Consider the following 20,353-nt stretch of genomic DNA (forward strand, 5'->3'; position numbering starts at 1 on the left):
GGCCACCTCAGTCGAGCTCGCCGTACCGCGCCAGCGCCTCACGCCGCTCCTCCGCGTGGTCGACGATCGGCTCCGGATAACCCTCCGGCCGAGCATCTTTCGGGTTGTGGACGGCCTTGCCGTCCACAACCCGAAGCTCCGGGACCCAGCGGCGCACGTAATCGCCTGTGGGATCGAACTTCTCCCCTTGGCTGGTCGGGTTGAACACCCGGAAGTACGGCGCCGCGTCGGTCCCGGAACCGGCCGTCCACTGCCAACCGTGCTGATTCGACGCCAGATCGCCGTCGACGAGGCGTTGCATGAAGTACCGCGCACCCCGCCACCACGGCAGGTGCAGGTCCTTGACGAGGAACGACGCGACGATCATCCGCACGCGGTTGTGCATCCATCCCTCGGCCGCCAGTTGGCGCATCCCGGCGTCGACGATGGGGAAACCGGTGCGGCCGGTGCACCACGCCTCGAACAGCGCGTCGGCGTCGCGTCCGGTGTCGTGGCGCAGCCCGTCGAACTTGGCGTCGTAGTTGCGGCGCGCACTGTCCGGGCGCTGGAACAGGATGTCGGCGTAGAAGTCTCGCCACGCAAGTTGCCGGCGGTACTGCTGCGCGCCGCGGCCCTGCCCAACCGCGAGGTCCGCGAGCATCGTCCGCGGGTGGATGTTGCCGAACTTCAGGTACGCCGACATACGACTGGTGGTGTCGAGATCGGGCCGGTCGCGTTCGTCGTCGTAGCGGAGCAGGTCGTCGTGGCAGAACTCGCGCCAGCGCGCCATCGCGACCGCCTCACCCGCCTCCGGTCCCGGCTCGGCCGGTGCGGGAATCGCGGCGCGCCCCCGCATCCCGGCGACGTCGTCGGGGTCGATCCAGTCGAGGCTGTCCGCACCGGTCCGGGCGGGGGCACGCCAGCCGTGGTCGAGCCACCGCGCGAACCACGGCGTGAACACCCGGTACGGGGTGCCGTCGTTCTTCGTCACCCGCCCCGGTGCGATCGCGTACGGCGAACCCGTCGTCACCAACTCCACCTGTTCGGCGACCGCGGCGTCCCGCTCCCGGCCGTACGGCCCGTAATCGGCGCTGACGTGCACCTCGAGTGCCCCAACGGTTCTCGCGACCCGAGGGACCACCTCCACCGGGTCGCCCCGCATCACGAGCAACCGGCCACCGAGTTGCTCGTCCAACGCGGACAGGCTGCGGTACAGGAAGTCTCGTCGCGGACCGCCCGACGGCCCGAGCAGCCGATCGTCGAGGACGAAGAGGGCCAGTGCCCGCTCCCCCGCCGCGCTCAACGTCGGCAGGTCGGCCAGCCGCAGGTCGCGGCGGAACCAGACGAGCGAGTCAGTCACCCGGCACCGCTTGCTGTCCCGCCACGAGCAGTTCGGTGGTGAGCTCGATGTGCCGGCGCAGTTCGTCCACCGCGCGGTCGGCGTCGCGCTCGACCGCGGCCGCAGCGATGCGCCCGTGCTCGGCGTCCACGTCGCGGGCGGACGACTCCGCGGCCCGTCCGCTCCAGCAGCGGTACACCTCCGAGACGTCCCGCAGCGACTCGGCGATCCGCACGAGTCGCGTGTTGGGGCAGGCCCGGAGGAGGACGCCGTGGAACCCGCTGTGGGCGGCCAGCCAGGCCTCGGCGACGCGGCCGTCGGCATCCACCGTCGGGGTCCGGGAGAGGAGATGACGAGCAGCCAGAACCGCGGACTCCCATTCGACGTCGCCGTGCGCGATCGAGCGGCGCAACGCTTCCGACTCGACGAACACACGAGTCTCGGTGAGCTCCATCAGATCCGGCACCGACACCGGCACGACCCGGAACCCGAGCTGAGCCTCGGATACCGCCAGCCCCTGCTCGACCAGTCGCGGCAGGACCTCCCGCAGGACGCCGGTGCTCACGTCGTAGCGCGCCTGCAGCTGGCCGAAGGCGAGCTTCTCGCCCGGGGCGAGCGCGCCGCCGAGGATGTCGGCGCGCAGCCGCGCGTGGATCACGTCTGCGCGGGTGCCGGTCGCTCGTGCCATGCCGTCAGTACAGGCCGTTCCGAATCGACAGTCAAGTTTCGAAATTATATTGCTTTTCCGATATCAATCGGTTCTACTGGTCGACACCCTCCCCGCCCCGACGACGACAGGACCCGAACCATGCGCGTGGCCAACCTCTCCGGACGAACCGTCCTCATCGACGACGACCGGGCGACCGATGTCCATGCCGCGAGCGCCGGACGCTTCGGCCCCGACCCGGCGTCGGTCTACGCGGAGTGGGACGCGTTCACCGCGTGGGCGGGATCCGCCATCGGCAGCGGCACCGGCACGCCGTTCGCCACCCGCGACCTCGAGGCGCCGTCGCCGACGCCGAGCCAGGTATTCGCGATCGGGCTCAACTACCGCGACCACGCCGCCGAAACCGGGCTCGCCGCCCCCGACGCACCGCCCACGTTCACCAAGTTCGCCAGCTGCCTCACCGGCCCGGAGACCGACCTGGTGCTGCCCACCGACACCGTCGACTGGGAGGTGGAACTGGTGGCCGTCATCGGCCGCGAGGCGACGAACGTGAGCGCGACCGACGCCTGGAACCACGTCGCGGGACTCACCGTCGGACAGGACTACTCGGAGCGGACGTCCCAGATGGCCGGGCCTGCGCCGCAGTTCTCCCTCGCCAAGTCGTTCCCGGGCTTCGGCGCCACCGGCCCCTGGCTGGTGACCCCGGACGAGTTCGCCGACCGGAACGACCTCGCCATCGAGTGCGAGATCGACGGCGAGACGGTCCAGTCCGGCCGCACCGCCCAGATGATGTTCCCCGTCGCCGAACTGATCGCCCACCTGTCGGCGGTGTGCACGCTGCGCCCCGGCGACCTCGTCTTCACCGGGACGCCGGCGGGCGTGGGTGTGGGCCGCGACCCGCAGCGGTTCCTCGCCGCAGGCAACGTCGTGACCAGCCGAATCGAGGGCATCGGCGCCCTGGTGCAGCGCTGCGTGAAGTAGCCGGACCGTCGGGCACGGTTCGTGAACAGTATTCACAATGAATTAGCATCACTGCCGTGCCCGACACGCCCGACGTCAGCGATGCCCTCGGCCGCGCATACCTCCTCGCCGAGCACCTGTCGACGTCCATCGCGGCAGGAACCCGCACGTTCGGCCTGACGACCGCGCGCACCCGAGCGCTGCTGTGCGTGCTCGAGAATCCGCCCATGACCCAGCGCGACCTGGCGAACGTCCTGCGGTGCAGCACCCGGCAGGTGACCGCCCTGGTCGACGCGCTCGAGCAGTCCGGCCACCTGCGCCGCGAGGCACATCCCACCGACCGCCGGGCACACATCGTGGCGCTCACCGACCGCGGCCGCAGCGACGCCGGCCACATCCGACACCTGCGCGAGCAGGCGGCCCACGACCTGTTCGACGGGGTCCCCGCAGCCGACCTCGACGCCTTCGTCCGGGTCGCCGACGTCCTCATCACGCACCGACGGCAGCAGGCGTCGCCGGACGCCGAGCGGTGACGCGCATGCACGGATCCGGACCGCTCACCGGGCACAATGCACACGTGACCGCAACCGCAACCGTTCTGGTCGTGGACGACGACCCGGACGTGCTGGCCTCACTCGAACGCGGCTTGCGGCTGTCCGGATTCACGGTCCTGACCGCGTCGGACGGTGCGGTCGCGCTGCGGGTCGTCGCCGACACCGCACCCGACGCCGTGGTGCTCGACATGAACATGCCCGTCCTCGACGGCACCGGGGTGGTCACCTCACTGCGCGCGGCCGGCAACGACGTCCCGATCTGCGTCCTGAGTGCGCGCAGTTCGGTCGACGACCGCATCGCCGGCCTCGAGTCCGGGGCCGACGACTACCTCGTCAAGCCGTTCGTGCTCGCGGAACTCGTCGCCCGGATCCGCGCGATGCTGCGTCGGCGCTCGACGGCCGTCGCCGGGGCCGTGACCGATCCGCCGATCGTCGTCGGCCCGCTGTCGGTGGACCTCGCCGGTCGCCGCGTCTGGTTGGGCGACAACGAGATTCCCCTCACCAAGAGGGAGTTCGAGCTCATCGAGGTGCTGTCCCGGAACGCCGGTGTGGTGCTGAGCCGGGAACGCCTGCTGGACCTGGTGTGGGGATACGACTTCGTCGCCGACACCAACGTGGTCGACGTGTTCGTGGGCTACCTGCGTCGCAAGTTCGAGGTCGACGGCACCCCCCGGCTCGTGCACACCGTCCGCGGTGTCGGATTCGTCCTGCGGGAACCGGCATGATCCGGCCACGTTCGCTGCGGGCCCGTGTCGCCGCGGCCACCGCGCTGGGGGCGACGATCATCGTTGCGGCGGTCGGCGTGTACCTCGCGCTGGCGATCGCCCGCAACAACCTGCTGCAACTCGACCGCCGACTCGAGACCGCGTCCCGGGTGCTGATCGTCAATGCCGGTGCCGCCGCGCCGTTCCTGAACGTCCTCGGCGACGCCGGCGCGTTCGCGGTGACCATCCGCTCCGGCGACCAGGTCGTCTCGAGCACCTCGAGCCGGCTGCCCGAACTCGATCCCGGATCGCACACCGTCGACGTCGCGGGCACCCCGTTCCGCGCCTTCACCGCCCCGCTCGCCCCCGGGTCGTCGTCGCTCCTGTCGGTCGCCGTCCCGCTCGCCGAGGCGAAGGACCCGACCACCGAACAGCAGGAGCAGGTCGCGATCGTCGGCGTCCTCGCGATCGTCGCCGCGACCGGCCTCGGCTGGGTCTTCGGCGGCCGCGCGGTCCGGCCGCTCGTCGAGCTCACCCAGCGCGTGAGCCGACGCGACCGGGACCTCGCGCCGGCCGCGTCCGGGGTGCGCGAGGCCGACGAACTCGCGGCGGCCGCGGGCGCCATGCTGCAGGACGTCTCCGACGCCCAGGCGCGCACCGCCGCCGCCCTCGACACGGCCCGCGACTTCGCGGCGGCGTCCGCGCACGAGCTGCGGACCCCGCTCACCGCGATGCGCACCGACCTCGAGGTCCTCACCACGCTCGACCTGTCCGACGAGCAGCGTGCCGAGATCCTCGCCGACCTCGCACGCACCCAGGGCCGGCTCGAGGCGACGCTCACCGCGCTCGAGCGCCTCGCGTCGGGCGAGCTGTCCAGCGAGAGGGACCACATCGATCTCGACCTGACGGAACTGTGCGACCTCGCCGCCGAGGACGCGCAGCGCCTGCACCCGGGGCTGTCGGCCACGGTCGACGCGCCACCGGGACTCGTCGTGCGCGGGCTGCCGATCGGCCTGCGGCTGGCCCTGGACAACGCGATCACCAACGCCGTCCGGCACGGCGCGGCACGGCACGTGGCGATCGGCGCGCACCGCACCGCGGACGGCGCCGTGACGATCACCGTCGACGACGACGGCGCCGGCATCCCCGAAACGGAGAGGTCGGCGGTGTTCGAACGCTTCCGGCGCGGCAGTGGCGCCGCCAAGGGCGGATCCGGACTGGGTCTGGCGCTGGTGACACAGCAGGCCCAACTCCACGGCGGCGCGGCCGCGTTCGAGGACAGCCCGCTCGGCGGTGTCCGACTGGTGGTGACCCTTGAGAGTTGACGGACGGGACATCCCGGTCACCGGCAGTCTGCTGCAGCCGCTGGCGCGACGGACCAGCGACATCCTGCGGGTCGTCGTCGCACTGGTCGTCCTCGGCGCGGTCATCGCGGGATCGTTGATCACCCGCAGCGAGTGGGACGCGCTCGAGACGTCGGTGTCCGACATCGTCGGCGTCCTGTCGCCGGAGGTGTCCGACACCGTCTACCTGCTCTACGGCATCGCGATCCTGGCGCTGCCGTTCGCGATCCTGATCCAGCTGATCATCGGCCGGCACTGGAAGCTGCTCGCCGGCTACGCGGCGGCGGGGCTCGTCGCGGGCGTCGCGCTCTCGTTCACCGGAACCGGTCTCGCGGCCCCGCAGTGGCACCTCGACGTCTCCGACCGCCTCAACACGTTCCTCTCCCAGTTCCTCGACGATCCCCGCTGGATCGCGATGCTCGCCGCGGTCCTGACGGTCTCGGGACCGTGGCTGCCCAAACGGTGGCGCCGCCTGTGGTGGACACTGCTGCTCCTGTTCGCACCGATCCACCTGATCGTCAGCTCGATCGTGCCGGCCCGCTCGATGCTCGGCCTCGCTGTCGGGTACCTCGTCGGCGCGATCATCGTCCTGGTCGTCGGCACCCCGGCGCTCGAGGTGCCGCTCGAGTCGGCGGTCGAGGCGATGCAGCGCCTGGGCCACCGGATCACCGCGTTCCGAGTGATCGCACCGGCCGGCGGCGGCCCGCTGATCCTCGGCGCGGCCCGCGACGGAGAGCCCGAGATGATCGTCGAACTGTACGGGCAGAATCAGCGCAGCCGCGGCGCGATCCGGCAGTTCTCGCAGTGGCTGGCACTGCGCAGCAGCGAGAGCGCACCCGTACACGCGTCGCTGGGCCGTGCCGTCGAGCACCGGGCGCTCATGGGTATCGCCGTCGCCGACCTGGGGCTCGCGGCGTCCAAGCCGATGGCCGTCACCGCGCTCGACCGGGGGTGGAAGCTGTACGCCCGCCCCGTCTCGCACGGCGCCCCGATCGCCACCCTCGCGACCGACAACCCGCACCCGCGCGACGCCCTCCTCGAGATGGCGTGGACCTCGCTCGGCGAGCTGCACGCCCGCCAGATCACCCACGGCGACCTGCGGGCGTCGGAGATCCGGATCGACGACGCCCGCGCGCTGTTCGACGGCTTCTCGTACGCCGAACTCGGCGCCTCCGAGGCGCAGATCCAGTCCGACACCGCGCAGATGCTGGTGACCACCGCGTCGCTGTTCGGTGTGGCCCCCGCGGTCCGCGCCGCGCTCGCCGCGCAGGGACGGGACCGGATCCTGGCGGCGTCCGGCCGGCTCACGAAGTCCGCGATGCCGGCGCGGCTACGCAAGCAGGGCCCCGAGTCGTCGGCGCTGCTCGGCGCGATCCGCGACGAGGTCAGCAACCAGACCGACATCGAGAAGATCGCCCCCGAGCAGGTCACCCGCTTCACCCGCAACCAGATCATCCAGCTGGTGCTGCTGATCGGCCTGGTCTACGTCGCGTACCCGTTCATCAGCCAGGTCCCCACCTTCCTCACCGAGCTGAAGACCGCGAACTGGTGGTGGGCGCTGGCCGGGCTGATCGTCTCGGCGCTCACCTACGTGGGGGCCGCGGCCGCGCTGTGGGCGTGCGCGTCCGAACTGGTGCGGTACCGGCACCTGCTGATCATGCAGGTCGCCAACACCTTCGCGGCCACCACGACACCGGCCGGAGTGGGCGGACTCGCGCTCAGCGTGCGCTTCCTCCAGAGGGGCGGTCTCGGCGCCGTCCGCGCGACGGCCGCGGTGGCGCTGCAACAGACGGTCCAGGTGGTCACCCACCTCGCGCTGCTGATCTTCTTCAGCGTCGCGGCCGGACGCGAGGCCGACCTGTCGCACTTCGTCCCGAAGGGCACCATCCTCTACCTCATCGCGGGCGTGGCGCTCGGCGCGATCGGCACGTTCATGTTCATCCCGAAGGCGCGCCGCTGGCTCCGCAACGAGGTCCGGCCGCAGCTGACCGAGGTGCTCGCGTCCCTGGCCCAGCTGGCCCGGAGCCCGGGCCGGTTCATGCTGATCGTGCTCGGCAGTGCCGGCACCACGCTCGGCGCCGCGCTGGCGCTGTGGGCGTCGGTCGAGGCGTTCGGCGGCGGCACCACGTTCGTGACCGTGACGATCGTGACGATGATCGGCGGCACCCTGGCCTCGGCGGCGCCGACCCCGGGCGGTGTGGGCGCGGTGGAGGCCGCCCTCATCGGTGGACTCACCGCATTCGGGCTGCCGGTGGGCATCGCGGTACCGTCAGTGCTGCTCTACCGCGTATTGACGTGCTGGCTGCCGGTGTTCTGCGGCTGGCCGACCTTGCGCTGGTTGCAGAAAAACGACATGGTCTGATGGTTTGTGTCCGATAATTCTGGAACGTCTCGAGAATTTTCGAGCAACCGGTAGCAAACCGGGACGTTTGGCCGATAGCGAAAGTGATATACACACGATCAACACCGGGGAGTCGAGACCTCACGCCCCGGCCGACCATCGAAGGCGAGTAAGCATGCGTGTTACCAGTAAGTCCCGCCGGCTCAAAGCGTTGATCGGCGCCACGACGGCGGCGGTTGCTGCGCTGCCCGTCTTCGTCGGTGTGGGTGTCGCCTCGGCGGAGACCCCCGGCCAGTCCGACGCGGCCAAGATCCAGGCGGCCGCCAAGGCCAACGGCGGCACCCGCCTGGTGTCGGCGAAGGCCGGCACCGGCAACAAGATGTCGCTCCGGGTCTACTCGGCGTCCATGGGCCGCGAGATCCCGCTCGAGGTGATCCGCCCGGCGGACACTTCCAAGCCCGCTCCCACGCTGTACCTGCTCAACGGCGCAGGCGGCGGCGAGGACTCCGCGTCGTGGCAGAAGCAGGCCGACATCGGCACGTTCTTCCAGGGCAAGCAGGTCAACGTCGTCACCCCGATGCAGGGTGCGTTCACCTACTACACCGACTGGCAGAAGCCGGACGAGTCGCTGCACGGCGTCAACAAGTGGGAGACCTTCCTGACGCAGGAGCTGCCGCCGGTCATCGACTCCGCGCTCGGCACCACCGGCGTCAACTCGCTCGCCGGCATCTCGACGTCGGGCACCTCGGTGTTCAACCTCGCGCTCAAGGATCCCCAGCTGTACAAGGCCGTCGGCGCGTACAGCGGCTGCGCGGACACCGCGACCCCGGTCGGCCAGACCTACATCCAGATCGTCATCGCCGCCCGCGGTAGCGCGGACGTCGAGAACATGTGGGGCCCGGTCGGAAGCCCCGACTGGATCGCGCACGACCCGATCCTCAACGTCGGCAAGCTCAAGGGCGGCCCGAAGCTGTACGTCTCCAACGCGTCCGGCCTGCCGGGCCCGCACGACACCCTCGACAGCCAGGGCATCAACGGTGACGTGAAGACCCTCGCCAACCAGGTGGTAGTCGGCGGCATCATCGAGGCTGCGACCAACGAGTGCACCCACCGTCTGTTCGACGCGGTCAACCGGAACGGCATGGGCGGCCAGGCGACGTTCGACTTCAAGCCGGCCGGCACCCACTCGTGGGGCTACTGGAAGGACGACCTGAACAACTCGTGGCCGATGCTGGCCGACGCGATGGGCACCCCGCGGTAGTCATCCGGCGGTAGTCACACCACGCTGAGCAGAGGGCGCCCCGACTTCGGTCGGGGCGCCCTTTCTCGTCTCGGCTCGGCGGCCCACCCAATCGGTTCATACTGTTCGTGTCGTGCACAGAACCGAACGAGGGGATCCGGTCATGACCTTCAGCCACCCCCGAGGAACCCGTGGTGGACGCCCGCCACACGGACGCATCGTGCTCTTGGCGAACAAGTTCGCGATGAACCGGATCCGCCGCAGGAGCGGGAAGTTCATGGGCGTGGACGCACTGATCCTGACCACGGTCGGCCGTAAGAGCGGACAGCCGCGTTCCACTCCGGTCGACTGGTTCCCGGGCAGCGACGACAGCTGGATCGTCGTCGCCTCCGCCGCCGGGGCCCGCTCGAACCCGAACTGGTATCTGAACCTGGCGGCGCACCCCGATCGGGCGACGATCGAGATGGCCGGCGAGACGATTCCGGTGACCGCGCGCGAGTTGGAGGGCCCCGAGCGCGACGAGCAATGGGCGGTGGTCAAGGCGGCGATACCGCGGTTCGCCCAGTACGAGCAGAAGACCGACCGGCAGATGCCGATCATCGAACTGACCCGCCGGTCCTGAGACGACTCAGGCCCCGCACCGGAACTCGGTGCGGGGCCTGAGTGTTGCTGAGCTGCGGACTACTTGGTGCCGAGCAGGTCGATGATGAACACCAGCGTCTTGCCCGACAGCTGATGTCCGGCACCGGCCGGACCGTACGCGAGCTCCGGCGGAACCGTGAGCTTGCGGCGACCGCCGACCTTCATGCCCGGGATTCCTTCCTGCCAGCCGGGGATCAGCCGGTCCAGCGGGAAGGCAACCGAATCACCGCGCAGGAACGACGAATCGAACACCTGGTTCGTGTCGTACTCGACGCCGTGGTAGTGCACGTCCACGACCGAACCCGGCTGTGCCTCCGGGCCGTCGCCGACGGTGATGTCCTCGATCACGAGCTCGGCCGGGGCCGGGCCCTCGGCGGGCTCGATGACCGGCGGCGCCGGCGGGACGACGACGTCGAGCAGGTCGATGACGAACACCAGCGTCCTGCCGGACAGCTGGTGGCCGCCGCCGGCCGGACCGTATGCGAGCTCCGGCGGGATCGTCAGCTGACGACGGCCGCCGACCCGCATGCCGGGGATGCCCTCCTGCCAGCCGGCGATGAGGCCCTGCAGCGGGAAGGTGATGGACTCGCCACGGCTCCACGAGGAGTCGAACTCCTCGCCGGAGTCGAATTCGACGCCGACGTAGTGGACCTCGACCTTGGCGCCGGGGGTGGCCTCGGGGCCGTCACCGACGACGATGTCCTTGATGACGAGCTCGGTGGGCGCGGGGCCCTCCTGGAACTCGATCTCAGGCTTGGTGCTCATGGTTTTTCGTCCGATCTGTAGTCGTCGGGCAGCGGGTCAGCGGGCCGACAGATCCACGTAGCCGCGCTGGGTGTAGCCGGTGTAGATCTGACGCGGGCGGCCGATCTTGGTGGCCGGATCCTCGTGCATCTCACGCCAGTGCGCGATCCAGCCGGGGAGGCGGCCGAGCGCGAACAGGACCGTGAACATGCGCGTCGGGAAGCCCATCGCGCGGTAGATCAGGCCCGTGTAGAAGTCGACGTTCGGGTACAGCTTGCGCTCGACGAAGTAGTCGTCGGTGAGCGCCGCCTCCTCGAGCTTCATCGCGATGTCGAGCAGCTTGTCGTCGCCGCCCAGCTTGCCGAGCACCGAGTGCGCGGTCTGCTTGACGAGCGCGGCCCGCGGGTCGTAGTTGCGGTAGACGCGGTGACCGAAGCCCATGAGCTTCACGCCGTCTTCCTTGTTCTTGACCTTGCGGACGAACTCGTTGACGTCACCGCCGCCGGCGGCGATCTCGTCGAGCATCTCGAGCACGGCCTGGTTGGCGCCGCCGTGCAGCGGGCCCCACAGCGCGTTGATGCCGGCGGAGACCGACGTGAACAGGTTCGCGTCCGAGGAACCGACCATGCGGACCGTCGACGTGGAGCAGTTCTGCTCGTGGTCGGCGTGCAGGATCAGCAGCATGTCGAGGGCCTTGGCGACCTCGGGGTCGACCTCGTAGGGCTCGGCCGGGAAGCCGAACGTCATACGCAGGAAGTTCTCGACCAGGCTGAGCGAGTTGTCCGGGTACAGGAACGGCTGACCGACCGACTTCTTGTACGCGTACGCCGCGATCGTGGGCAGCTTCGCGAGCAGACGGATCGTGGACAGCTCGACCTGCTCCGGATCGTCCGGATCCAGCGAGTCCTGGTAGTACGCCGACAGCGCGTTGACGGCGCTCGACAGCACCGGCATCGGGTGCGCGTTGCGCGGGAAGCCGTCGAAGAACCGCTTGAGGTCCTCGTGCAGCAGCGTGTGGCGACGGATCTTGTCCGTGAACACATCCAGCTGGGCCTGCGTCGGCAGCTCCCCGTAGATAAGCAGGTAGCTGACCTCGATGAACGTCGAGCGACCGGCGAGTTCCTCGATCGGGTACCCGCGGTAACGCAGGATGCCCTTCTCGCCGTCGATGTACGTGATGGCAGAACTGGTGGACGCAGTGTTCACGAAGCCCGGGTCGAGCGTCGTGTAACCAGTGTTGGCAAGGAGCTTTCCAAGCTCGATACCATCGTTGCCTTCAGTCGCCTTGGCGATCGACATCGTGTGCTCGCCACCGGGGTAGCTGAGTGTGGGCTTGTTGTCATTCTCAGCGGGCACGGAAGGATCCCTCTCAAACTCAGACCAGTGAGTAACTTCGTAACATTCAAGTAGAAACTAGTCGCCCGCGAGCTCCACTGCCCACGGAGGGTCCGCCCCGGGCCTTGAAACGGTGACAGCCGACGCTCGAGCGGCGAACTCCAGAACCTCTTGCCATTGTCCCCCGTCGAGCGCCGCAACCGAATTCGAACTTAGGAGTCCACGCTCGCCCAGCCGGTGCAGCAATGCGCCTTGCACCGTGTCACCTGCACCGATGGTGTCCGAAACCGCCACCTGGCGACCCGGCACGCGCATGTGCACACGACGCGTTCGCACGCTCAATCCGTCGGCGCCGTGGGTGGTGACGACGGCCGTGACACCGGCCTCGAGCCACTGCTCGGGCGTCGAGCCGTCCACCCCCTGTCCCAACCAGTGAACGTCTTCGTCGGAGACCTTGACGACGTCGATCGCCGGCAGCAGCTCCGTGAACCGGCGCCGGTAGCCGTCGGGGAAGGCGGCCGGACGGACGTTCGGGTCGAGGACGGTCAGGCGTCCCTCGTCGTGGCTGCGGCGCAGCAGGTCCGCGTAGACGCTCGCGCCCGGTTCGAACACGAGCGACAGCGTCCCGAACGACACCGCGTCCACCGACGCCGGCAACGGTCCGGGATCGGTGACGAGCCGGTCGGCGGTGCCGTCGGCGTAGAAGGTGTAGCGGGCGCCCCCGTCGGGTCCGATTCCCGCGACCGCGAGCGTCGTGGGCTCGGGCCCGCGCTGCACCGTTCCGACGTAGACGCCCGAGGCGGTCAGCGCCGCGACCAGTCGCTCCCCGAACGGGTCGGTGGAGATGCGGGAGCAGAACCCGACTGGGCTGCCGAGGCGTCCGAGCGTCACGGCGACGTTGAACGGACCGCCGCCCAGGCGCGCGTCGAAGGCCGCGTCTCCGGTCGGGACGAGATCGACGAGGGCCTCGCCGCACACCAGGATTCGCGGGTCAGACATGTTCGGGCGCCCCCGTCCGACCGACGCGGTAACGCACGAACGTCGGGAAGGCCAGGACCGAGACGACGACGCCGATCACGACCAGGATGCCGCCGCCCGCGGACGCGACGGCCGTGCCGAAGGCGAACGCCGCGGCGCCGTGTAGGACGTCCCCGATGCGCGGGCCGCCGGCGACGACCACGGTGAACACGCCCTGCAGCCGTCCGCGCATGTCGTCGGTCGCCACCTGTTGCAGCATCGTGCTGCGCAGGGCCGCCGAGACCATGTCGACGGCGCCGCCGAACGCGAGGAAGGCGAGCGCGAGCCACAGCAGGACCGCGGAACTGCCGGGATTCGCGATCCCGACGACGACACCGAAGCCGACCATCGCCAGGCCCCACAGCACGATGCAGATCACGACCGCGCGCCCCTGGTAGCGGATCCGTGGCAGCCACCCGGAGAACACGCCGCCCAGCACCGCGCCGGCCGACATCGCGGCGAACAGCAGGCCGAGCGCTACGCCGCCGTCGAGCGGGTCACCGAACGAGTCGTGGGCGATCTCGGGGAACAGCGCCCGCGGCATGCCGAACACCATCGCGACGATGTCGACGACGAACGACGCCAGCAGCACCTTCTGCGTCGCGAGGTAGGCGAAACCCTCCCCCACGACGCGCAGCCCGGCCCGGCGGGCGGGACCGGTCGGCGGCAGCGCGGGCAGCCGGATCACCGCCCACAGCGTGGCGAGCAGCGCGATCGCGTCCAGCAGGTACACCGTCGACAGCCCGGCCACCGGGATGAGGACACCGGCGAGCAACGGCCCCGCGATCGCGCCGAACTGAAATACCGTCATGTTCAGCGAGTTCGCGGCCGGCAGGTCCTTCATCGGCAGCAGCCGCGGGATGATCGCGCTGCGGGTGGGCGAGTTGACCGCGAAGAACACCTGCTGCAGCGAGAACAGGGACAGCAACAGCCAGACGTTGTTCACGTTCGCGGCGGCCTGCAGCCACAGCAGCAGCGAGGTGCCGATCAGCCCGAGCGTCGTGATGGTGATCAGTTTTCGACGGTCCATGACGTCGGCGAGGGCGCCGCCCCACAAGCCGAACACCAAGAGCGGCACGAACCCGAACAGCCCCGCGAGCCCGACGTAGGCGGAGTTCTGGGTGATCGCGTAGATCTGCAGCGGTACGGCCACGACCGTCAGCTGGGCGCCGATGACGGTGACGATGCCGCTGGTCCACAGCCGGCGGTAGTCGGGGTTGCGGAGCGGGGTGACGTCGGCGAGCAGTCCGCGCATCACGGCTGGAGACGCTCGACGATCCACGCGCCGTCGACCAGGCGGGTGCGGATCCGGTTGTGCATGCGGTTGGGGCGGCCCTGCCAGAACTCGACCGACTCGGGACGGATCCGGAAACCGCCCCAGTGCGGCGGGACCGGGACGTCACCGTCGACCGAGAAGCGCTGTCCCGCATCAACCAGCTGGGCCTCGAGGTCCGCGCGCGAGGCGATCGGGCGCGACTGGTGCGACGCCCACGCACCCAGCCGCGACCCCCGCGGACGGCTGTGCCAGTAGTCCGATGTCGTGTTCTTGCTTGTTTTTTCTACGGGACCGCGGATGGTGATCTGGTGCGCCAACGGGATCCACGTGAACGTCACCGACGCGTACGGCGTCGACGTGAGTTGTCGGCCCTTGTCGGACTCGTAGTTGGTGAAGAAGAGCACACCGTCGTCGCCGAGTCCCTTGCACAGGACGGTCCGTGTGCACGGGTGACCGTCGGTGTCGACGGTGCCGAGCACCATCGCGTTGGGTTCGGGCAGCGCGGCCTCGACGGCATCCTCGACCCACTGCCGTGCCAGGGCCGCCCAGCCGTCGTCGAGCCAGGACGGTTCGAGATCGGGTTCGACGACGGCCCGCTGCGGCCCGGCCTCGCCGTAGCTCACGCGCATCGCGGACAGATCGGACTTCCGGGAGCCCCAGCGGCGGGATTCTGACGACACAGGTCCAGACGCTACTACCGGGTATGCGCTGACCAGGCGGCCGGTGCGACCGGCTAGAGTTTGGGTAGCGGACCCGGCGGTAGCTCCCCGGGCCGAGGACGGACGAAGCGTGCACGAGCGCAGACAAATCGGACGGACCGAAGGATCGAGTAGTCGAAGGCTGAATCAGTGCAAGGAAGTGCTGCTCTGACGGGCGGCACTCGGATGAGGAGAGTCCAGGAGCAATGGCACCCAGCGCTGCAGTACCCGAGGATTTCGTGAGCGGTCTCGAGGGCGTCGTCGCCTTCACCACCGACATCGCCGAGCCCGACAAGGACGGCGGCGCGCTGCGTTACCGCGGTGTCGACATCGAGGACCTGGTCGGCCGTCGGGTCACGTTCGGCAACGTCTGGGCACTACTGGTCGACGGTCGATTCGGCCCCGGACTCCCCCCGGCCGAGCCGTTCCCGCTGCCCATCCACACCGGTGACGTCCGCGTCGACGTGCAGGCCGGTCTGGCGATGCTGGCCCCGATCTGGGGCTACCAGCCGCTGCTCGACATCGACGACGAGACCGCCCGCGAGCAGGCCGCCCGCGCGTCCGTCATGGCGCTGTCCTACGTCGCACAGTCGGCGCGCGGCATCTACCAGCCCGCCGTGCCGCAGAAGCTGATCGACGAATGCCCCACCGTCACAGCACGTTTCATGACGCGCTGGAAGGGTGACCCCGACCCTGCACACATCGAGGCCATCGACGCCTACTGGGTGTCGGCCGCCGAGCACGGCATGAACGCCTCCACCTTCACCGCGCGCGTCATCGCGTCCACCGGCGCCGACGTCGCGGCCTCGCTGTCCGGCGCGATCGGCGCGATGTCCGGCCCGCTGCACGGCGGCGCCCCGGCCCGCGTGCTGCCGATGATCGAGGAGACCGAGCGCACCGGCGACGCCCGCGCACTGGTCAAGGGCATCCTCGACCGCAAGGAGAAGCTGATGGGCTTCGGTCACCGGGTGTACCGGGCCGAGGATCCCCGCGCCCGGGTGCTCCGCGCCACCGCCAAGCGCCTGAACGCCCCCCGATTCGAGGCGGCTGCTGCCCTCGAGCAGGCCGCGCTCGCCGAGCTGCGCGAGCGTCGCCCCGACCGCGCGATCGAGACCAACGTCGAGTTCTGGGCGGCGGTGATCCTCGACTTCGCCGAGGTTCCGGCGCACATGATGCCCGCGATGTTCACGTGTGGCCGCACCGCCGGCTGGTGCGCGCACATCATGGAGCAGAAGCGTCTGGGCAAGCTCGTCCGCCCGGCCGCGATCTACACCGGCCCCGAGCCCCGCACCCCCGACTCCGTCGAGGGCTGGGACCAGATCTCGCACAGCTAGAAACAGCTGGACCGTCACCACAACCGAGAAGGACAACTCGCACCGATGAGCACACCGATCATCCCCGCCGACCTCAAGCCCGTAGACGGCCGCTTCGGTTGCGGACCGTCGAAGGTCCGCCCCGAACAGCTGCAGTCCCTGGTCGACGTCGGCGCCTCGGTGTTCGGCACCAGCCACCGGCAGAAGCCGGTCAAGGACGTCGTCGCCCGCGTGCGTTCCGGCCTGCGTGACCTGTTCTCGCTGCCCGAGGGCTACGAGGTCGTCCTCGGCAACGGCGGTTCCACCGCGTTCTGGGACGCGGCCGCGTTCGGCCTGATCCGTGAGCGCTCGCAGCACTTCACGTACGGCGAGTTCTCGTCGAAGTTCGCGTCCGTCGCGAAGAACAACCCGTTCATCGGTGATCCGATCGTCGTCTCGAGCGAGCCGGGCACCGCGCCGGAGATCGTCGCCGACGGCTCCGTCGACCTGATCGGCTGGGCGCACAACGAGACCTCGACGGGCGTCGCCGTGCCGGTGACCCGCCCGGCGGGTTCGGAGAACGCGCTCATCGCGATCGACGCCACCTCGGGTGCCGGCGGCCTGCCGGTCAACGCCGCGGACGCCGACGTCTACTACTTCGCGCCGCAGAAGTGCTTCGCCGCCGACGGCGGGCTGTGGATCGCGCTGATGAGCCCGGCCGCGCTCGAGCGTGTCGCCGAGATCAAGGACTCGGGCCGCTGGACCCCGGACTTCCTGTCGCTGCCGATCGCGGTCGACAACTCCACCAAGGACCAGACGTACAACACCCCGGCGCTCGCGACGCTGCTCATGTTCGAGAACCAGATCGCGTGGATGAACGGCAACGGTGGCCTGGACTGGACCACCGCGCGCACCAAGGATTCGTCGGAGCGCCTGTACTCGTGGGCCGAGGCGTCCGAGTACGCGACGCCGTTCGTCGCCGATCCGGCGTACCGCTCGCAGGTCGTCGGCACCATCGACTTCAAGGACGAGGTCGATGCGGCTGCGGTCGCGAAGATCCTGCGCGCCAACGGCATCGTCGACACCGAGCCGTACCGCAAGCTGGGCCGCAACCAGCTGCGCATCGGCATGTTCCCGGCGATCGATCCCGAGGACATCAGCCAGCTGACCAAGAGCATCGACTGGGTCGTCTCCCAGCTCGGCTAGTTCTCCGAACTCCCGAACGAGGGGTGGGTGCGCGTCGCGTGCCCGCCCCTCGTCCCGTATCGCCCCGCCGTTCCCGCGCACCTGCCCGTGTGTAGTCGTCATCACACCTGCGGCACGCCGATTAGGACGCGCAACGCGGGACGAGGGTGATAAAGGGCGCGCGTGTCTTTCCGGGCGCACGGGTCACAGATGAATTACAGTCGATCTTGACATGATCGCGAGTCGGCGCGATGAGGAGGACAACGTGCGAGAGCTGCGAGTGATCGGTCTCGAGCCTGGCGGCGCGCATGTGGTGTGTTCGGATCCCGATACCGGTGAGAAATTCCGGATCCCGGCCGACGACAAGCTCCGCGCCGCCTCCCGCGGCGACATCGCGCGCCTGGGCCAGATCGAGATCGAGTCGGACTGCCAGATGCGACCCCGAGAGATCCAGGCCCGGATCCGCGCCGGCGCCTCCGTCGAGCAGGTCGCCGAGGAGGCGGGTGTCCCGCAGTCCAAGGTGGACCGTTTCGCGTATCCGGTTCTGCTCGAACGCTCCCGGGCCGCCGACATGGCGCAGGCCGGTCACCCGGTCCGCCCCGACGGGCCCACCGTCGACACGCTCGCCGAGATCGTGGCACAGGCGTTCCGCGCCCGCGGCCACGATCTGGACGTCGCGACGTGGGACGCGTGGAAGGACGAGGACGGTCACTGGGTGGCACAGCTGCAGTGGCAGGCCGGACGGACCACCAATGCGGCGCACTGGCGCTATCAGCCGGACGCGCACGGCGGCACCATCACCGCGCTCGACGACACCGCCAGCCAGCTCGTCGACCCGGACCACGGTCGCCCGCTCCGCGGTCTCGCTCCCGTACCGAGCCAGGGCGTGTTCGGCCCGGCGGACTTCGAGCAGGACCACGAGCACGATGTCGAAGCAGCCGACGATTCGTCGATCTTGTTGACGGACAACGAGATCGACGATGCAACGGCGGAACCCGCCGAACGGGCCGAGCTCGACGAACTCGACGATCTCGACGAGCACGAGCCCAAGCCGGCACCGCAGCACACGCCCGGCAAGGACAAGCGCGGCAAGCCGGCACTGCCCTCGTGGGACGACGTCCTGCTCGGTGTTCGGAGCAACGGGCGCGGCTGACACCTGTGTCGGGGGTCAACGCTTCCACGCTCTGGTACGTCGACGCCGCCGATCCCGCCACGACGCTGCGGGACGCGACACCCGACCGCGACGCCGCGCAGGCACTCGCCGTCCAGTTGCACCCGGGTCTCGTTGCGACGCACCTGGGTGACGAGTTCCTTTCCGAGGCAACGTCACTCGAGGACGGAGAGATCGCCGTCGGCTGCTATCCCGGGGTGTCGGTCGTCCGTACGGGCGAGTCGCTGCCACCCGTCCCGTCGTCGCTGGTGGAGCATTGGATTCATCCGACCGGCTTCCGCCATACCTACCTGTCGTCCTCGAGTCCGGTGACGAAGGCGGGTTCGTGGGGCGCCTTCGCGCACTGGGACGGTGCGGAACTGAAGCGGTCGTTCAGCGCGACGCCGGTGCACATCATCGAGAACCTGGGGCTGCCGCAGGTGTGGGAGCGTCCCTTCTGGGCGGGCGAGCGCCCGGCACGACCGTTCCTCGATGTGCTGCCCGATCCCCAGACGCTGCCGTTCAGCCCGGGCGAGTTCGCCGAGGCCGCGCCCTACGCGTGGCTGGGCGAGGACCTCGATCCGGCGTCGATCACGATGTCCCGGTTCGCCGTCTACCCACCCGGGCAGGTCCCCGCATCGGTGCAGCTACTCGAGGAGCAGCGCCGCGCCGAGCAGGAACGAGAGCAGCGGGAACTGGAACGTGGGCAGGAGCAGGGACACGAACAGGCGCGTCCGCAGCGGCGGTCGCTGTTCGCACGCCTGTTCCACAGGGAGAACTGACAGGCCTCAGAGGGCACCGAGAAGCAGTGCGGCCCAGCCCGATACGACGCCGGCCGTCGCCCCGTACACCACCCAACGCCACACCGGAACGTGCCGCCAGCGCCACACGGTGGGCGCGGCACCACCGACGACCACGAGGTTGAAGCCCACCGCGAGCAGCGGATGAATGGTGGCCAGGGCGGATCCGAAGGCGACCACCGCGACGATCGTGAAGACCGCCGCGAACCCGCTCACCAGCAGGCCCGTCGACCACGGGGTCGGCGCAGGTTCGACGGCGACCATCACGACGCCGTCCGGATACGCTCGTAGAACGCCATCGCGGCCGCGGTCGCGACGTTGAGGGAGTCGGTGCCCGGCGCCATCGGGATCCGCGCACGAACGTCGGTGGCGCGCATGGCGTGTTCGCTCAACCCGGGGCCTTCCGCGCCGAGCAGGACCGCGACCTTCTCTCCGGTCATGGCGTGCGCGAGCGACACCGCCGATGGATTGGGGGTCAGTGAGATGAGCTGGAAGCCCTTGTCACGCAGGACGTTCAGCCCATGTGGCCAGTCCGGAACCTGCGCGAACGGCACCCTCAGCACGTGGCCCATCGACACCCGGACGGCCCGACGGTAGAGCGGGTCGGCCACGGCCGTGCCGAACAGGATCGCGTCCACGCCCAGGCCGGCGGCGTTGCGGAACATCGAGCCGATGTTCTCGTGGTCGTTGACCCCCTCGAGCACCGCGACGGTCCGGGCGTCGCGCAGGGCGTCGTCGAGGTCGAGCGCGGGCGGGCGGCGGGCCGCGGCGAGCACGCCCCGGTTGAGGTGGAACCCGACGACCTCGGCCATGACCTCGGCCGACGTCCGGTAGAAGGGCACGTCGATGCCCTCGAGGTCCTCGGACAGTTGCCCCAGCCGTCGGTCCACACCGAGCAGGCTGGTCGGCGCGAACCGGGAGGTGAGCATGCGTTGCACCACCAGCACGCCCTCCGCGATCACCAGCCCCTTCCCGTCCGGCAGGTCGGGCCGACGATCCGACGAGTTGAGGTCGCGGTAGTCGTCCAGCCGGGGATCGGCGGGGTCTGCGATGTCGATGACGTGAACCACGGATCCATCGTGCCGTA

General features: G+C 69.7%; 20 protein-coding genes and 1 pseudogene. 11 read left to right on the plus strand and 10 right to left on the minus strand.

Features of this window, described 5'->3' with window-relative positions; all coding sequences use genetic code 11:
- Window positions 1–7 precede the first annotated feature (7 nt).
- Entirely contained in the window at window positions 8–1,339 is a 1,332-nt protein-coding gene (locus ABI214_RS08640) for a cryptochrome/photolyase family protein (RefSeq protein ID WP_348608744.1), read from the minus strand.
- On the minus strand, window positions 1,332–2,006 hold the full coding sequence (locus ABI214_RS08645; protein ID WP_348608747.1) for a GntR family transcriptional regulator: 675 nt from the start codon (window positions 2,004–2,006) through the stop codon (window positions 1,332–1,334). The genes ABI214_RS08640 and ABI214_RS08645 overlap by 8 nt, the downstream gene beginning before the upstream one ends.
- A 120-nt stretch (window positions 2,007–2,126) precedes the next feature.
- Between ABI214_RS08645 and ABI214_RS08650 the strand changes: the two genes are divergently transcribed.
- The 7 genes from ABI214_RS08650 to ABI214_RS08680 all read left to right on the plus strand — a co-directional run bounded on the left by ABI214_RS08650 (window position 2,127) and on the right by ABI214_RS08680 (window position 9,749).
- Window positions 2,127–2,966: a fumarylacetoacetate hydrolase family protein gene (locus ABI214_RS08650; RefSeq protein WP_348608750.1), complete on the plus strand. Its 840-nt coding sequence runs from the start codon at window positions 2,127–2,129 to the stop codon at window positions 2,964–2,966.
- 56 nt (window positions 2,967–3,022) lie between these two features.
- Window positions 3,023–3,478 (plus strand): MarR family winged helix-turn-helix transcriptional regulator, encoded by a 456-nt coding sequence (locus ABI214_RS08655; protein WP_348608753.1) that lies wholly within the window; start codon window positions 3,023–3,025, stop codon window positions 3,476–3,478.
- A gap of 5 nt (window positions 3,479–3,483) precedes the next feature.
- On the plus strand, window positions 3,484–4,224 hold the full coding sequence (locus ABI214_RS08660) for a response regulator transcription factor (RefSeq protein WP_348608756.1): 741 nt from the start codon (window positions 3,484–3,486) through the stop codon (window positions 4,222–4,224).
- On the plus strand, window positions 4,221–5,528 hold the full coding sequence (locus ABI214_RS08665) for a sensor histidine kinase (RefSeq protein ID WP_348608759.1): 1,308 nt from the start codon (window positions 4,221–4,223) through the stop codon (window positions 5,526–5,528). Before ABI214_RS08660 ends, ABI214_RS08665 begins: the two co-directional genes overlap by 4 nt.
- Window positions 5,518–7,908: a lysylphosphatidylglycerol synthase transmembrane domain-containing protein gene (locus tag ABI214_RS08670; RefSeq protein WP_348608762.1), complete on the plus strand. Its 2,391-nt coding sequence runs from the start codon at window positions 5,518–5,520 to the stop codon at window positions 7,906–7,908. Before ABI214_RS08665 ends, ABI214_RS08670 begins: the two co-directional genes overlap by 11 nt.
- Window positions 7,909–8,062: 154 nt before the next feature.
- Window positions 8,063–9,148, plus strand: a complete 1,086-nt coding sequence (locus ABI214_RS08675; RefSeq protein WP_348608765.1) for an alpha/beta hydrolase — start codon at window positions 8,063–8,065, stop codon at window positions 9,146–9,148.
- Window positions 9,149–9,347: 199 nt separating this feature from the next.
- Window positions 9,348–9,749: a nitroreductase/quinone reductase family protein gene (locus ABI214_RS08680; RefSeq protein WP_348608768.1), complete on the plus strand. Its 402-nt coding sequence runs from the start codon at window positions 9,348–9,350 to the stop codon at window positions 9,747–9,749.
- Window positions 9,750–9,808: 59 nt separating this feature from the next.
- Here the strand turns inward: ABI214_RS08680 and ABI214_RS08685 are convergent, their stop codons facing one another.
- From ABI214_RS08685 to pdxH, 6 genes and pseudogenes are all read right to left on the minus strand, one after another.
- A complete protein-coding gene (locus ABI214_RS08685; protein ID WP_348611423.1) occupies window positions 9,809–10,189 on the minus strand; it encodes an FKBP-type peptidyl-prolyl cis-trans isomerase in 381 nt (126 codons plus the stop codon).
- Window positions 10,184–10,534, minus strand: a pseudogene (locus tag ABI214_RS08690) (FKBP-type peptidyl-prolyl cis-trans isomerase); the annotation flags it as partial. The gene ABI214_RS08685 and the pseudogene ABI214_RS08690, both read right to left, overlap by 6 nt.
- A 36-nt stretch (window positions 10,535–10,570) precedes the next feature.
- Window positions 10,571–11,869, minus strand: coding sequence for a citrate synthase (locus ABI214_RS08695; RefSeq protein WP_127918194.1), 1,299 nt, complete (start codon window positions 11,867–11,869; stop codon window positions 10,571–10,573).
- 57 nt (window positions 11,870–11,926) lie between these two features.
- Window positions 11,927–12,847 (minus strand): carbohydrate kinase family protein, encoded by a 921-nt coding sequence (locus ABI214_RS08700; protein ID WP_348608773.1) that lies wholly within the window; start codon window positions 12,845–12,847, stop codon window positions 11,927–11,929.
- Window positions 12,840–14,120: an MFS transporter gene (locus tag ABI214_RS08705; protein WP_348611428.1), complete on the minus strand. Its 1,281-nt coding sequence runs from the start codon at window positions 14,118–14,120 to the stop codon at window positions 12,840–12,842. The genes ABI214_RS08700 and ABI214_RS08705 overlap by 8 nt, the downstream gene beginning before the upstream one ends.
- Window positions 14,120–14,770 carry a pyridoxamine 5'-phosphate oxidase gene (gene pdxH, locus ABI214_RS08710; protein WP_348611432.1) on the minus strand — a complete coding sequence of 217 codons (651 nt, stop codon included), beginning with the start codon at window positions 14,768–14,770 and terminating at the stop codon, window positions 14,120–14,122. The genes ABI214_RS08705 and pdxH overlap by 1 nt, the downstream gene beginning before the upstream one ends.
- Before the next feature lie 275 nt (window positions 14,771–15,045).
- Here pdxH and ABI214_RS08715 point away from each other — a divergent pair, with 275 nt between their 5' ends.
- From ABI214_RS08715 to ABI214_RS08730, 4 genes are all read left to right on the plus strand, one after another.
- Window positions 15,046–16,173 carry a citrate synthase 2 gene (locus ABI214_RS08715; RefSeq protein ID WP_348608776.1) on the plus strand — a complete coding sequence of 376 codons (1,128 nt, stop codon included), beginning with the start codon at window positions 15,046–15,048 and terminating at the stop codon, window positions 16,171–16,173.
- Window positions 16,174–16,218: 45 nt separating this feature from the next.
- Window positions 16,219–17,337, plus strand: a complete 1,119-nt coding sequence (gene serC, locus ABI214_RS08720) for a phosphoserine transaminase (RefSeq protein ID WP_348608779.1) — start codon at window positions 16,219–16,221, stop codon at window positions 17,335–17,337.
- 244 nt (window positions 17,338–17,581) lie between these two features.
- Window positions 17,582–18,469: a septation protein SepH gene (sepH, locus tag ABI214_RS08725; protein ID WP_348608782.1), complete on the plus strand. Its 888-nt coding sequence runs from the start codon at window positions 17,582–17,584 to the stop codon at window positions 18,467–18,469.
- Window positions 18,470–18,474: 5 nt separating this feature from the next.
- A complete protein-coding gene (locus tag ABI214_RS08730; RefSeq protein ID WP_348608785.1) occupies window positions 18,475–19,248 on the plus strand; it encodes a DUF6928 family protein in 774 nt (257 codons plus the stop codon).
- 6 nt (window positions 19,249–19,254) lie between these two features.
- Here ABI214_RS08730 and ABI214_RS08735 read toward each other — a convergent pair whose 3' ends face one another.
- Entirely contained in the window at window positions 19,255–19,530 is a 276-nt protein-coding gene (locus tag ABI214_RS08735; RefSeq protein ID WP_348608788.1) for a DUF2537 domain-containing protein, read from the minus strand.
- The gene (locus ABI214_RS08740) at window positions 19,530–20,336 is read right to left on the minus strand and encodes a TrmH family RNA methyltransferase (RefSeq protein WP_348608791.1); all 807 of its coding nucleotides are present in this window, start codon (window positions 20,334–20,336) and stop codon (window positions 19,530–19,532) included. The genes ABI214_RS08735 and ABI214_RS08740 overlap by 1 nt, the downstream gene beginning before the upstream one ends.
- Window positions 20,337–20,353: the final 17 nt, after the last annotated feature.

The sequence above is a fragment of the Prescottella soli genome, from assembly GCF_040024445.1.
In the GTDB taxonomy this organism is placed as follows: domain Bacteria; phylum Actinomycetota; class Actinomycetes; order Mycobacteriales; family Mycobacteriaceae; genus Prescottella; species Prescottella soli.